This is a genomic window from Pseudomonas sp. GL-B-12 (genome assembly GCF_019955895.1).
Taxonomy (GTDB): Bacteria; Pseudomonadota; Gammaproteobacteria; order Pseudomonadales; family Pseudomonadaceae; genus Aquipseudomonas.
In genome coordinates this window covers 18,477-31,020 of the sequence record NZ_JAHBCX010000018.1, presented here as the reverse complement: position 1 = coordinate 31,020, position 12,544 = coordinate 18,477, and the positions used below count along the sequence as shown (strand labels likewise).

Below are 12,544 nucleotides of genomic sequence, written 5' to 3'. Positions count from 1 at the left end.
TCCATCATAAACACAGCGCACGCCCGGCGTCTCAAACGAACAAAAAGGGCAAAGACATGGCGACGTGCGGCGAAGTATTGGTCAAGTTACTCGAAAACTACGGGGTCGAGCAGGTGTTCGGCATTCCGGGGGTGCATACCGTGGAGCTGTATCGCGGGCTGGCCCGTTCGAGCATCAACCACGTCACGCCGCGCCATGAACAGGGCGCCGGCTTCATGGCCGACGGCTACGCCCGCACCAGCGGCAAACCGGGTGTGTGCTTCATCATCACCGGCCCAGGCATGACCAACATCACCACCGCCATGGGCCAGGCCTATGCCGATTCGATCCCGATGCTGGTGATCTCCAGCGTGCAATCGCGCAGCCAGTTGGGCGGCGGTCGCGGCAAGCTGCATGAGCTGCCGAACCAAGGCGCACTGTGTGCCGGTGTGGCGGCGTTCTCCCACACCCTGATGTCGGCGTCGGAATTGCCGGGCGTGCTGGCTCGCGCCTTTGCACTGTTCCAGGCCGGCCGTCCGCGTCCGGTGCACATCGAAATTCCATTGGACGTATTGGTCGAAGAAGCCGATGACCTGCTCAGCAGCCTGCCGGTCAACATCGACCGCGCCGGTGCTTCGCCGAGTGCTGTGTCGCGCATGACCGATTTGCTGGCCGGCGCCAAGCGTCCGCTGATTCTCGCTGGTGGCGGTGCCATCGACGCGGCTGTCGAGCTGACTGAGCTGGCCGAACTGCTGGACGCGCCGGTCGCCCTGACCATCAATGCCAAGGGCATGCTCGCCTCCGGCCACCCGTTGCTGGTCGGTTCGACCCAGAGCCTGGTCGCCACCCGTGCGCTGGTCGCCGAGGCCGACGTGGTACTGGCCATCGGCACCGAACTGGCCGAGACCGACTACGACGTGACCTTCGCCGGTGGCTTCGAAATTCCTGGCAAGTTGCTGCGCGTCGATATCGACCCGGACCAGACCGTGCGCAACTACCCGCCGCACGTGGCATTGGTGGCCGACTCGCGTAACGCCGCCCAGGCTTTGCTCAGTGCCCTGTCGCACAAATCCCTGGCCGAGCGTCGCAACGATTGGGGGCAAGTACGTGCTGCTCGTCTGCGCGAAGACCTGGCCGCGACCTGGGACGCACCGACCCTGGCCCAGACCCGCTTCCTCGAAACCGTTCTGCATGAATTGCCGAACGCCGTATTCGTCGGCGATTCGACCCAGCCGGTGTACACCGGCAACCTGACGTTCAATCCGGAGCGTCCGCGTCGCTGGTTCAACTCGTCCACCGGTTACGGCACCCTCGGCTACGCCTTGCCGGCGGCGATTGGCGCCTGGCTGGGTGGCAGCGTCGAAGGTGGCGCGCGTCCTCCGGTGGTGTGCCTGATCGGCGACGGTGGCCTGCAGTTCACCCTGCCGGAACTGGCCAGTGCCGTTGAAGCGCGCACCCCGGTGATCGTGCTGCTGTGGAATAACCAGGGCTACGAAGAGATCAAGAAATACATGGTCAACCGCGCCATCGAGCCGGTCGGCGTGGACATCTACACCCCGGACTTCATCGGTGTGGCCAAGGCATTGGGTTGCGCCGCCGAAGCGGTCAGCAGTGTCGAGCAACTGCGCGGCGCATTGCGTGTCGCCACCGATCGCCAGGGCCCGACCCTGATTGAAATCGACCAGACCCAGTGGATGCAGGCGGTGTCGAAATGAGCTTCCCTACGACCCTGGATGGCCTGTACATCAACGGCCAATGGTTGGCCGGCAACGAACACTTGCGCGTGATCAACCCGGCGACAGAAGCCCTGTTGACCACCGTCAATGGCGGCGATGAGCGTGCGGTTGATCAAGCCGTGAGCGCGGCGACCCAGGCGTTCGCCGACTGGTCGAAAACCACGGGTGCCGAACGCGGTGCGATCCTGCGCAAAATCGCGGCGGGCGTGCAGGCCAATCGTGAAAAGTTGATGCACTTGCAGTCGAGCAACAACGGCAAGCCGCAATTCGAAGCCGCGATCGACGTCGATGACGTGATTGCCACGTTCGAGTATTACGCCGGTCTGGCCGAAGGCCTGGACGCGAAACAGGACAGCGCCATTGAGCTGCCGACAGACGATTTCAGCGCTCGCCTGCGCCGTGAGCCGTGCGGTGTGGTCGGCCTGATCGTGCCGTGGAATTTCCCGATGGTCACCACCGCGTGGAAACTCGCGCCGGCCCTGGCCGCCGGTTGCTGCGTGGTGCTCAAGCCTTCGGAAGTGACGCCGCTGCCGGAACTGGAGCTGGCGGCAATCATCGCTGAAGCCAGGTTGCCTGCGGGCGTGTTCAACCTGGTGTGCGGCACTGGCCTCGCGGTTGGCGCGCCCCTGTCGGCTGACTCGCGCATTGCGAAAATTTCCTTCACCGGCAGCAACGCGGTCGGCGTGCAGGTCATGCAACGGGCGGCTGAAACCGTCAAGGGCGTGAGCCTGGAGCTGGGCGGCAAATCCTCGCTGCTGGTGCTGGCCGATGCCGATCTCGATCTGGCGGTGGAAGTGGCCTGTGGCGGTGGTTTCTTCAACGCCGGGCAGATGTGTTCCGCCACCAGCCGCGTGCTGGTCGCCGATGAACTGGCCGATGAATTCCTGATCCGTGTGAAGGCCCGTGCCGAAGCCATTCGCGTGGCCGACCCGTTCGATCCGAACGTGGAAATGGGCGCGCTGGTCAATCAGGCGCAATACCAGCGCGTGCTCGGTCACATCGATCGCGGTTTGAGTGCCGGCGCCAAACTGGTTTGCGGTGGCAATCGCCCGCCCGACCTGCCGCGCGGATATTTTTTGCAGCCGACGGTTTTCACCGAAGTGCCCCTCGACAGTGCGCTGTGGTGTGAAGAGATTTTCGGCCCGGTGATCTGCGTGCGCAGTTTTGCCTCTGAAGCCGAGGCGATTGCCCTGGCCAACGACAGTCAATTTGGATTGGTCGCCAGTGTGGTGACGCGCAATGCACAGACCGCTGACCGCGTCGCCAACGCTTTGCAGGCGGGGCTTGTGTGGATCAACGCGCCGCAGGTGATCTTCCCGCAGACCGCCTGGGGCGGCTACAAGCAGAGCAGCATCGGCCGCGAATTGGGCCCGTGGGGCTTGCAGGCTTTCCAGGAAATCAAACACGTGATTCGGGCTGTCTGAAGGCACGAAAAAGGTGAGTGCATGCCTCCTGTTGAGGCATGCGCTGGCGTCATGGCTTCAATGAGTTTTTATCGATAGTCAGGTGTTTTACACGACCTCAGGATGAACTCGCTGGCTCAGCCAAGCCCCCGAAAATACGAGGGCTAACGCTGGTCCGGCCGCGCGGATGCAACAGTTTCGACCTGCCTCATACCTACAAAAACAAAGGGAGTCCGTAATGGGCGAGCATGATCTGAACAGACGTCAATTTATCAAGACCGTGGGCGTAGCCTCGGTTGCAGCGGCAGCCATGAGCATGCCGTTCATCAAGGCCAATGCCAGCGACACACGTTTTGCCGGCAAGACCCTGCGTTTGCTGACCTGGTCCGATGACACCGGCCTGGCCGCACTGCGCAACATCGCCGCGACGTTCGAAGACAAGTACAGCTGCAAGGTCATCGCTGACCGCACCGGCAGTACCTCGGAAATGGTCGCCAAGCTCAAGGCCGGCGGTGATCGTCCGCAGTACGACATCATCACCCTGGCAGGCGTCGGTGCCGAAGGTTTGGCCGCCGCCAACCTGCTGGAAAAACCCGACCTCAACCGCATTCCCAATCTCGTCGATGTACCGGAGAAATACCGCACCGGCGCCAATGGCCACGGTATCGGTTACCTGCTGTGGTGCAACAGCCTGGTCTACAGCACCCGCACCCAGAAACAAGCGCCGGACAGCTACGCGGCCCTGTGGGATCCAGAACTGGCCCCGAACATCTTCCTGCCACCGCCGAACTGGACCGAGGCCATGGACCTGATCATCATCGCCGCCAAACTGGCCGGTGGTGACGAACACAACATCGAGCCTGGTTTCAAGAAACTCGCCGAGCTGAAAGATCGCGTGGTGACCCTGGGCGAAAACCCGAACCAGATCGCCGAACTGTTCCGCACCGGTTCCCTGGACATGGGCGGCCTGTACGCACCGGCCTTCTTCCCGAAACAGATCCGCGATCCGAACTACGGCCTGGGCGCCACGTTCGGCATGAAGGAAGGTTTCTACACCGACCTGATGCTCTCGGTGATGCCGAAGAACCGTCCGGGCGATACCGACATGGCTTACGCCTTCATCAACCACTCCCTGGACCCGCTGGTGCAGGGCAAGATGGCTGAAGACATCTACAACGGCCCGGTCAACGCCAAGGCGATCATCTCCGCCGAAGCACGCAAGAGCCCGTACATCCTCACGCCGGAGCAGATTGCCGAGAAGGCGATCATGCACGACAACGCCTTCCTGGCGACTGTGCATGACCAATGGATTCGTCGTTACACGGAAATCTTTTCTTCCTGATCTGTAGGAGCGAGCTTGCTCGCGATGGACGTTAACGATGACGAGGGCTGCCTGAATGAACGCGGCGCCTTCACGTCCTTCGCGAGCAAGCTCGCTCCTACAGGGGCCGGGGTTGACACCCCGCTTCCGTGTGCCATTGATCCTCCATTGACGAGACCCTTTGCTATGGAACACCAACCTCTGACTCATCCGGTGAGTGCCGCCCCCGTGCGCGCCGCTCGGGGTGTTTCGCCAACGACGCGCGCCTGGCTTTTCCTCTCGCCGTCGATGCTGTTTCTTGGCGTACTGATTGCCGCGAGCCTCCTGGTACTGCGCATGAGCGTGGGCACCAAAGGCGCGGAATGGTCCGGGTTCAGCCTGGCCAGTTACGCCCAGTTGCTGGAACCCTATTACCTCAAGTCGCTGATGCTGACCCTGCGCCTGGCGCTGATCAGCGCGGTGATCGCAGTGATTCTGGCGATCCCGGTGGCCTACACCATGTCGCGCCTGACCTCGCCGTTCGTGCGCCGGATCTTCCTTGCGGCGGTGTTGCTGCCATTGCTGGTCAACCTGCTTCTGCAAAGCTACGGCTGGCTGGTGATCCTCGGCCCCGGTGGCATGCTCAACCAGACCCTGATGGGCCTGGGCCTGATCAAGCGCCCGATCATGCTGTTGTACAACCAGAACGGCGTGTTGATGGGCCTGGTGCAAACCGCCTTCCCGCTGGCCGTGTTGCCGATTGCCAGCGCCATGCGCGGCGTCGCCCGCAGTTACGAAGAAGCTGCTGCCACCCTCGGCGCCAGTCGCTTCCAGGTGTTCCGCCAAGTGGTATTGCCAATGAGTCTGCCGGGGATCATTACCGGTGCGACCCTGGTGTTCGCCTACAACGCCAGCAGTTTCGTGGTGCCCTTGCTGCTCGGTGGCCGGCGCGTGCCGATGCTGGCGGTGATGGTGCATGACCAGATCGCCCCGCTGATGAACTGGCCCGCCGCATCCGCTGCCGGTGTGGTGCTGATCGTCACCACCCTCGCGATCATGACCCTGTCCGAATACATCACTGGCCGCCGTCGCCGCATGCTGGAGGCTTCGCAATGAGTACCCTGATCAAGAAGCGCCAGTCGCTGTTGCCGGGTGATACCGGCAAGTTTGCCGGCATCCTCTCGGGCTTCATCCTGCTGTTGGCGGTGTTGCCGATCCTGACCATGATCGTGATGTCGTTCAGCGGCGCGTCGAACCTCGACTTCCCGCCGAGCAGCTACAGCCTGCAATGGTACAAGGCCGCCTGGCACACCTTCGTGTCGCCGGACGCCAGTGATGTACTGAGCCTCGGCCAGGCCATGAGCACCAGCCTGCTGGTGTCGTGCCTGACCATGATTTTCGCCACGATCATCGCGGTGCCGGCGGCCTACGCGCTGACTCGTTGCGAGTTCCGCGGCAAGGCCGTGGCGCTGCAACTGATGTCGTTGCCGCTGGTGTTCCCGATGGTGGTGTTGGGTCTGGCGTTGCTGCTGGTGTTCGACAGCCTGCCGTTCCACATGACCACCTCGCGCCTGGTGATTGCCCACGTGATCCTCGCGTTGCCGTTCGTGGTGAAGAACTGCACGGCGGCGATGCTCTCCATCGGCAGCGAAGTCGAAGAGGCCGCGCAAATGCTCGGTGCTTCACCGCTGCGGGCGATTGTCGATGTGGTGGTGCCGTTGATGAAGTCGGGGATCCTGGCGGGCATGCTGCTGGCGTTCATCGTCTCGTTCAACGAATTCACTGTGACCTATTTCCTCTACACCATCGACGTCATGACCGTGCCGATCTGGATGTACAGCCGCACCGTGTCTTCGCTCGACCCAACCGTATTTTCGTTTGCCGTGCTGATCGTGTTGATCGACTTTGTCCTGATTTGGGCACTCGAAAAACTGGTTGGTGAAGGTGGCGTTTCGTTCTGATTTCTTGAGGTGATTCACATGTCTGGTCTGATTCTGGAAAACGTCGAGAAACATTACGGCTCGGCCTGCGCGGTAACGGATGTGAACCTGCATTTGCCCGAGGGCAAACTGGTGTGTTTCCTCGGCCCTTCTGGCTGCGGCAAAACCACCTTACTGCGTATGATCGCCGGCCTTGAAACCCTGACCGGCGGCGAGATCCGCCTGGACGGCGAAGACATCGGCAACACCCCGGCGCACCTGCGCAACTTCGGCATGGTGTTCCAGTCCCTGGCGTTGTTCCCGCACATGACGGTCGGGGAGAACATCGCCTATCCGCTGAAACTGCGTGGGGTCAGCAAGGCCGATCAGCAGGCGCGGGTGGTGGAGTTGCTTGAGCTGATCCAGCTGCAAGCGATGATCAATCGCCCGGTGGCCAAGCTGTCCGGCGGCCAACGCCAGCGCGTGGCGATTGCCCGGGCGATTGCCTCGCACCCGAAAATCCTCCTGCTCGACGAACCGCTGTCGGCACTGGATGCCAAGCTGCGCGAGTCGATGCAGGTGGAAATCCGTCAGCTGCAACAGCGCCTGAACATCACCACCATCATGGTGACCCACGACCAGCGCGAGGCCATGACCATGGCCGATATCGTGGTCGTATTGGGTGAGCACAAGGTGCAGCAGGTGGGCACGCCGATCGAGATCTACCGCCATCCGGCCAACGAGTTCGTCGCGGACTTCATCGGCTCGGGCAACATCTTCCCGGCCACGGTGCTGGGTAACGGCAAGGTCAGCTTGCCGGGCGGCGATGCGCTGCAGGTGCCGATCTGCAGCAGCATTGTGGCCGGTGAAAAGGTGAAGATGCTGATTCGCCCGGAAGACCTGCAACTGTCGGCTCCGCAGGCGACCGCGGGCAACCGCTTGCTGGGCAAGGTGACGTTCGTGCGCGATATCGGCGCGACCATCGAGACCACGGTGGAGTGTTCCGGGGTGTCGTTTACCGCGCTGAGCACGCCGTGCCAGGGCTTTGGCCTGAGCGTTGGTCATCCGGTGTCGGTGACCTTGCCGGTGGAGGCTTGCCGGGTACTCGGGGCCTGATCCAAGGCTTGTATTGCCTGAACTGGACTCTTCGCGGGCTTGCCCGCGAAGGCATCAGTAGCCGCACCACCGGATCCGGATCAAACCGTCAACCGCAACCGCGCCAGATCCCGCAATGGCGGAGCCCCGAACAACCGGCTGTACTCACGGCTGAACTGCGACGGGCTTTCATACCCGACCCGATACCCCGCCGCCGAAGCCTCCAGTCCTTCGGCCAGCATCAGCCGGCGTGCTTCCTGCAGGCGCAACTGCTTCTGATACTGCAACGGACTCATCGCCGTCATCGCCTTGAAGCGGTGATGCAGCGTCGACACGCTCAGGTTCACTTCCTTCGCCAGATCATCAATGCGCAACGGCTGTTCAAAATTGCCATTGAGCCATTTGATCGCCTGGCTGATGCGATGGCTCTGACTGTTGGCGATGGCGATTTCGTACAACCGATGCCCCTGTTTGCTGCGCAACAGACGATAGAGGATCTCCCGGCGAATCAGCGGCGCCAGCATGGCGATGTCTTTTGGCGTGTCCAGCAACCGTGCCAGGCGCAGTACGGCGTCGAGCATCGCGCTGTCGAGTTTTTCGACATACAGCCCGCGCCCGGTCGGCCGGGTGGGCACGCCGAGGGGCCCGGCGTCGGCGATCAGTGCGGTGATTTCCGCCGGGTCGATGTCCAGGCGCAAGGCCATGATCGGTTCCTCGGCCGAGACATTCACCACCCGTCCACTGAGCGGCATCGAGACCGAGACCACCAGGTAGTTCAACGGGTCGTAGTTGAAGTACTCGTTGGCCAACTGAACTTCCTTACGCCCTTGGGCCATGATGCACAGCGCCGGTTGCGCGAGCACCGGGGCGAACTCGTGGGACTGGCTGTGGCGGGACATGAACAGCGAGCCGATGGCCGTGGCATAACTGCCATCTTCGGCGGTGTTGCGGCGGATGATCGCCGCCAGTTCCGCACGCTGCTTTTCCATGTCGGTGTCCAGCGGGGCTTGAAAGTGATCGAGCGACGACATGCGAGGCATCCTCGGCAAGGCATGGAAGGAATGGAGCAGAGCATAAGTTTGTGCAAGTGGCAGCGGTAGACACATCCTGTCAAATGCTTGCCTGATTCTGCTCGGGGTCGACCGGCGGTGTTGTCACTAGAGCCCTGTGCCTGAAAAACTTGCTTGAAACTCGTGTGGCAGAACCGTGACAGGGTTTTACCGCTTGTTACAGGCTGTCGATGCAGTTTCGCAGGATTGTGCAACGCGCCGGCAGGAATCGACTAACGAGACAGGCGTCGCGGCCCTTAACCTTTGATCCTGTCGCAGCCCGTCCCCCGGCTGCCACGCGACTCCCCGGGAGGGTTGAACATGTCCACGCAGATCCCCGTCAGTCATATGGCCTTCGTTCGAGCGCGCGCCGGGCGTTCGGCGGAACTCGGTGTGCGCCTCAGCGCCCTGATCGAACCGTCCCGCGCAGCGCCAGGCTGCCTGAGCTTTGCCTTGCAGCATTCGCAGTGCGACCCGGAACTGTGGTTGGTGTCCGGTTTCTGGAGTAATCAACAGGCCATGACCGCGTACTTCAGCACGCCGGCGATGGAGATTTTTGCCGAGCTGGTGCAGGAGCTGGTGGTCAATAGCCTGGATTTCCACACCTTCAAGGATGTCTCGGCGGCGCAGGCCCTCGGTCAGTCCGCAGCGGCGGTACACAAACTGGCCGGTTGAGGGTTTAATGGCAGCATTCTCAACCAGCCAGGATTCGCGACATGGCAAGAAAAGCCTTTGATCACTTCGAAGCTGTTTCCGCTGTAGTACCGGGCGAGGGTGGTTACCACGCCGCTATCGCCGTCAAAGCGCTGGGTGGTGCCGGCGCCCCGCGTTTTCACAAAGTGCTGGAAGGCCAGATCTTCAAGACCGCTCACGAGGCCGATGATGCGGCCGCCAAGGAGCTGACCCGACTCAAGGACGTCAAGGAAAACACCGACCTGCTCTGGTGATTCTCACCGCCCCGGGCGGTACATCTTGAACAACGCCTCAGGCCCCAGCTGGAAATAATCCGCTGGCCCGCCGCCGCGCAGAATCGGTTCTGCCGCGGCGGTGTCGTACACCCCATCCTTCAACAGCCATTTGGCGATATGCACGGCGACCACTTCGCCGAGAATCAGCCAAGTCGGCACCACATTGCCGTCCGCCCGTTGCAACTGGATGATCTGCGTGACCTTGCACTCGAAGGACACCGGGCTCTCGGCCACCCGTGGCACCTGAATGACCTTCGAGGCAGCGGTCGTCAGCCCGGCCAGTTCGAACTCGTTGACCTCAGGTTTGACCATGGCGCTGCTCTGGTTCATCTGCTCGGCCAGCGGCCGGGTGGCCAGGTTCCAGGCGAACTCGCCGGTTTGTTCGATGTTGTTCAGGCTGTCTTTGCGTCCGACGCTGGAAAAACCAACGATCGGCGGGATGTAGTTGAAGGCGTTGAAGAAGCTGTAGGGCGCCAGGTTCAAGCGGCCCTCGGCATCCTGTGAAGAGATCCAGCCGATGGGGCGCGGGCCGACGATGGCGTTGAACGGATCGTGGGGCAGGCCGTGGCCGTTGGCGGGTTCGTAGAAGTGGATGTCGTCGGGCATGGGGATTTCCAGAACTTGCGGGAGACGCTCATGGTGCAAGCACGCGCCGCAGATTTCCAGTCGGATTCGGTACTTGAGTTGATGAGATCCAATGTGGGAGCGGGCTTGCTCGCGAAAGCGATGTGCCAGTCACATTGATATTGGATGTGCCGCCGTCTTCGCGAGCAAGCCCGCTCCCACAGGTTTTGTGGTCTGCCGGAAGAATTGTATTACCCCAAAAACGACTAAGCCCGGCCGAAGCCGGGCTGTGAGTTTCCCTCCACGATCAGCCGATAGCTTCAGCGCTACCGGTTTTGTCGAAACCGTCGGCAGCGACAGCGCCCGCAGTGCCGGTTTTATCGAAGCCGTCAGAGGCATAGGTGCCCGAGTGGCTGCGTTCGATGGCGGCGCTGGCACCGGACTCAAAAGAGGCCGAGCCGGTTTTGTCGTAGCCATCGGCGGCGAACGTGTTGGCAGCCAGTACGGAAAGGGCCAGGGCAAGGATCAGTTTGGTTTTCATGGTGGTGACTCCCGTCTCGTTGGCGTTTTGTGAAAAAAAGCCAAGACGCCAGATTAATCGATTGAATTTCGCAATTAAATCTTGATAGTGATCGATTAATTAGATGTTAAGGCCGACAGGCTTTTCCGCTTTCAAGGACTGAGTGAGCGCATCGCAATGAATCGATCAGGCCGTTAAAGGTTGGGCGGCGAGTATTAACGCGTGATTAATCGGCTCTTTCGCCTGCGTGACAGATTTTTCATGAAGCTCTTGCCCATTTTTACTACGGCAGCACCAATCCGGGCGCGGGCCGAATCTGGATTTGGTTGTGGTGGTGATTGCGGGATGGGGGCTTCGATCGCGCAGAACAAGCTTGGCAAACGAGAGGTTGGCGAACTGACTTGGTACCGAGTCGGCTCCATTCGCGAGCAAGCCCGCTCCCACATTTAACCGGGTTGTTCCAGAAGGAACGCGGTCGAATGTGGGAGCGGGCTTGCTCGCGAAGAGGCCAGTACAGCCAGCTTCGATCTATCTGTCAGTCAGTGACAATCCGCGAATGCTTGCGGGTGTCTTTCATGGTGACGTACACCAGCAACGACACGGCAATACACGCGGTAACGTACCAGTAGTAACCCGTCTCCATGCCGATGCTCTTGAACCACAGCGCGATGTATTCAGCGGTGCCGCCGAAGATCGAGACGGTCAGTGCGTACGGCAGGCCCACGCCCAGGGCGCGGATTTCGGTCGGGAACAGTTCGGCTTTCACCACGGCGTTGATCGAGGTGTAGCCGCTGACGATGATCAGCGCCGCCATGATCAGGAAGAACGCGCCCCACCAGGTCTGGATGGTGTGCAGGGTGGTGAGGATCGGCACGGTGAACAGCGTCCCGAGGATGCCGAAGGCGATCAGGATCGGCCGGCGACCGATCTTGTCCGACAGCCCGCCGATGATCGGTTGCAGGCACATGAACAGGAACAACGTGGCAGCGGAAATGGTGGTGGAGTCGGAAATGCTCATGCCGACGGTGTTCACCAGGTATTTCTGCATGTAGGTGGTGTAGGTGTAGAACGCCAGGGTACCGCCCATGGTCAGGCCGACCACGGTCATCAGTTCCTTGGGGTGACGCATCAAGGTGCGCATCGCGCTTTCCTTGGCTTTTTCTTTCTTGGTGAACGACTCGGTTTCTTCCATGCCACGACGCAGGTACAGCGCCACCACGGCACACAGCGCACCGATGGCGAACGGGATGCGCCAGCCCCAGGCGTAGAGCTCCTCGGTGGTCAGGAAGTTCTGCAGGACAATCAGCACCGCCAAAGCGATGAGCTGGCCGGAGATCAGGGTCACGTACTGGAAGCTGGAGTAGAAACCGCGACGCTCCTTGGTTGCCATCTCGCTGAGGTAAGTGGCGGAGGTGCCGTATTCGCCTCCCACTGACAGGCCTTGCAGCAAGCGCGCGAACACCAGCAGGATCGGCGCGCCGATGCCGATGACTTCATAACTCGGGCTCAGGGCGATCAGCAGCGAGCCGAAGCACATCAGGTACACCGAGGCCATCAGGGCCTTTTTGCGCCCGACCTTGTCGGCATACAGCCCCATCAGCCAGCCACCGATCGGACGCATCAGGAAGCCCACGGCGAAGATTGCGGCAGTGTTGAGCAGTTGGGCGGTGGTGTCGCCTTTGGGGAAGAAGGTCTTGGCGAAGTACAGGGAGAAGGCGGCGTAGACGTACCAGTCGTACCACTCGACCATGTTGCCAACGGAACCGCTGAAAATCGATTTGATGCGGCTGGAAGTGGTTCTTTCTTTGGCCGGCACGGCAGCCGACCCAAGCGGCAGGGAGTTGGAGTTATCCATTGAAGGATCCTTCATTTAATTGTTTTTGTGGAGCGCGATTAAACGCAGCCTGCAGGGGCTATAGCAGGAGCTGTGCCAAGGGGAAGAGGGCCGGTTTAGAGGGGTGAGGGTGTTTTGGTGAGCGGAAATCCGCTTATTCGTGGCGGGTGGTGGGCG

The 12,544-nt window shown here is 61.2% G+C and carries 12 protein-coding genes; 8 read left to right on the top strand and 4 right to left on the bottom strand.

Annotated features, from left to right (window positions below; genetic code table 11):
• Window positions 1–56 precede the first annotated feature (56 nt).
• From KGA85_RS11205 to KGA85_RS11180, 6 genes are all read left to right on the top strand, one after another.
• Window positions 57–1,694: a 5-guanidino-2-oxopentanoate decarboxylase gene (locus KGA85_RS11205; RefSeq protein WP_223543117.1), complete on the top strand. Its 1,638-nt coding sequence runs from the start codon at window positions 57–59 to the stop codon at window positions 1,692–1,694.
• A complete protein-coding gene (locus KGA85_RS11200; RefSeq protein WP_223459603.1) occupies window positions 1,691–3,139 on the top strand; it encodes an aldehyde dehydrogenase family protein in 1,449 nt (482 codons plus the stop codon). The genes KGA85_RS11205 and KGA85_RS11200 overlap by 4 nt, the downstream gene beginning before the upstream one ends.
• Window positions 3,140–3,356: 217 nt before the next feature.
• Entirely contained in the window at window positions 3,357–4,460 is a 1,104-nt protein-coding gene (locus tag KGA85_RS11195; RefSeq protein ID WP_223459601.1) for an extracellular solute-binding protein, read from the top strand.
• Window positions 4,461–4,625: 165 nt separating this feature from the next.
• A complete protein-coding gene (locus KGA85_RS11190; RefSeq protein ID WP_046042160.1) occupies window positions 4,626–5,534 on the top strand; it encodes an ABC transporter permease in 909 nt (302 codons plus the stop codon).
• On the top strand, window positions 5,531–6,379 hold the full coding sequence (locus tag KGA85_RS11185; protein WP_223532186.1) for an ABC transporter permease: 849 nt from the start codon (window positions 5,531–5,533) through the stop codon (window positions 6,377–6,379). Before KGA85_RS11190 ends, KGA85_RS11185 begins: the two co-directional genes overlap by 4 nt.
• An 18-nt stretch (window positions 6,380–6,397) precedes the next feature.
• Window positions 6,398–7,453, top strand: a complete 1,056-nt coding sequence (locus KGA85_RS11180; protein ID WP_150757246.1) for an ABC transporter ATP-binding protein — start codon at window positions 6,398–6,400, stop codon at window positions 7,451–7,453.
• An 80-nt stretch (window positions 7,454–7,533) separates the two neighbouring features.
• On the opposite strand, the gene KGA85_RS11175 is transcribed toward KGA85_RS11180, so the two are convergent.
• Complete coding sequence (locus tag KGA85_RS11175; RefSeq protein ID WP_223532184.1) at window positions 7,534–8,463, bottom strand: AraC family transcriptional regulator; 930 nt, start codon at window positions 8,461–8,463, stop codon at window positions 7,534–7,536.
• Between the two features lie 339 nt (window positions 8,464–8,802).
• On the opposite strand from KGA85_RS11175, the gene KGA85_RS11170 reads away from it, so the two are divergent.
• The gene (locus KGA85_RS11170) at window positions 8,803–9,156 is read left to right on the top strand and encodes a putative quinol monooxygenase (RefSeq protein ID WP_150728062.1); all 354 of its coding nucleotides are present in this window, start codon (window positions 8,803–8,805) and stop codon (window positions 9,154–9,156) included.
• A 41-nt stretch (window positions 9,157–9,197) separates the two neighbouring features.
• Window positions 9,198–9,428 carry a hypothetical protein gene (locus KGA85_RS11165; protein WP_223532182.1) on the top strand — a complete coding sequence of 77 codons (231 nt, stop codon included), beginning with the start codon at window positions 9,198–9,200 and terminating at the stop codon, window positions 9,426–9,428.
• 3 nt (window positions 9,429–9,431) lie between these two features.
• Here KGA85_RS11165 and KGA85_RS11160 read toward each other — a convergent pair whose 3' ends face one another.
• The 3 genes from KGA85_RS11160 to KGA85_RS11150 form a co-directional block, all read right to left on the bottom strand.
• Entirely contained in the window at window positions 9,432–10,055 is a 624-nt protein-coding gene (locus tag KGA85_RS11160; protein ID WP_223532180.1) for a flavin reductase family protein, read from the bottom strand.
• A gap of 265 nt (window positions 10,056–10,320) precedes the next feature.
• Complete coding sequence (locus KGA85_RS11155) at window positions 10,321–10,554, bottom strand: hypothetical protein (RefSeq protein ID WP_046042167.1); 234 nt, start codon at window positions 10,552–10,554, stop codon at window positions 10,321–10,323.
• A 514-nt stretch (window positions 10,555–11,068) separates the two neighbouring features.
• Window positions 11,069–12,388 (bottom strand): MFS transporter, encoded by a 1,320-nt coding sequence (locus KGA85_RS11150; protein ID WP_223532179.1) that lies wholly within the window; start codon window positions 12,386–12,388, stop codon window positions 11,069–11,071.
• Window positions 12,389–12,544: the final 156 nt, after the last annotated feature.

Bases quoted from the DNA above. Each gene is read 5' to 3' on its own strand.
- KGA85_RS11165 (WP_223532182.1), top strand. From the start codon at position 9,198: ATGGCAAGAAAAGCCTTTGATCACTTCGAAGCTGTTTCCGCTGTAGTA.
- KGA85_RS11160 (WP_223532180.1), bottom strand. From the start codon at position 10,055: ATGCCCGACGACATCCACTTCTACGAACCCGCCAACGGCCACGGCCTG.
- KGA85_RS11170 (WP_150728062.1), top strand. From the start codon at position 8,803: ATGTCCACGCAGATCCCCGTCAGTCATATGGCCTTCGTTCGAGCGCGC.
- KGA85_RS11175 (WP_223532184.1), bottom strand. From the start codon at position 8,463: ATGTCGTCGCTCGATCACTTTCAAGCCCCGCTGGACACCGACATGGAA.
- KGA85_RS11180 (WP_150757246.1), top strand. From the start codon at position 6,398: ATGTCTGGTCTGATTCTGGAAAACGTCGAGAAACATTACGGCTCGGCC.
- KGA85_RS11185 (WP_223532186.1), top strand. From the start codon at position 5,531: ATGAGTACCCTGATCAAGAAGCGCCAGTCGCTGTTGCCGGGTGATACC.
- KGA85_RS11195 (WP_223459601.1), top strand. From the start codon at position 3,357: ATGGGCGAGCATGATCTGAACAGACGTCAATTTATCAAGACCGTGGGC.
- KGA85_RS11200 (WP_223459603.1), top strand. From the start codon at position 1,691: ATGAGCTTCCCTACGACCCTGGATGGCCTGTACATCAACGGCCAATGG.
- KGA85_RS11155 (WP_046042167.1), bottom strand. From the start codon at position 10,554: ATGAAAACCAAACTGATCCTTGCCCTGGCCCTTTCCGTACTGGCTGCC.
- KGA85_RS11190 (WP_046042160.1), top strand. From the start codon at position 4,626: ATGGAACACCAACCTCTGACTCATCCGGTGAGTGCCGCCCCCGTGCGC.
- KGA85_RS11150 (WP_223532179.1), bottom strand. From the start codon at position 12,388: ATGGATAACTCCAACTCCCTGCCGCTTGGGTCGGCTGCCGTGCCGGCC.
- KGA85_RS11205 (WP_223543117.1), top strand. From the start codon at position 57: ATGGCGACGTGCGGCGAAGTATTGGTCAAGTTACTCGAAAACTACGGG.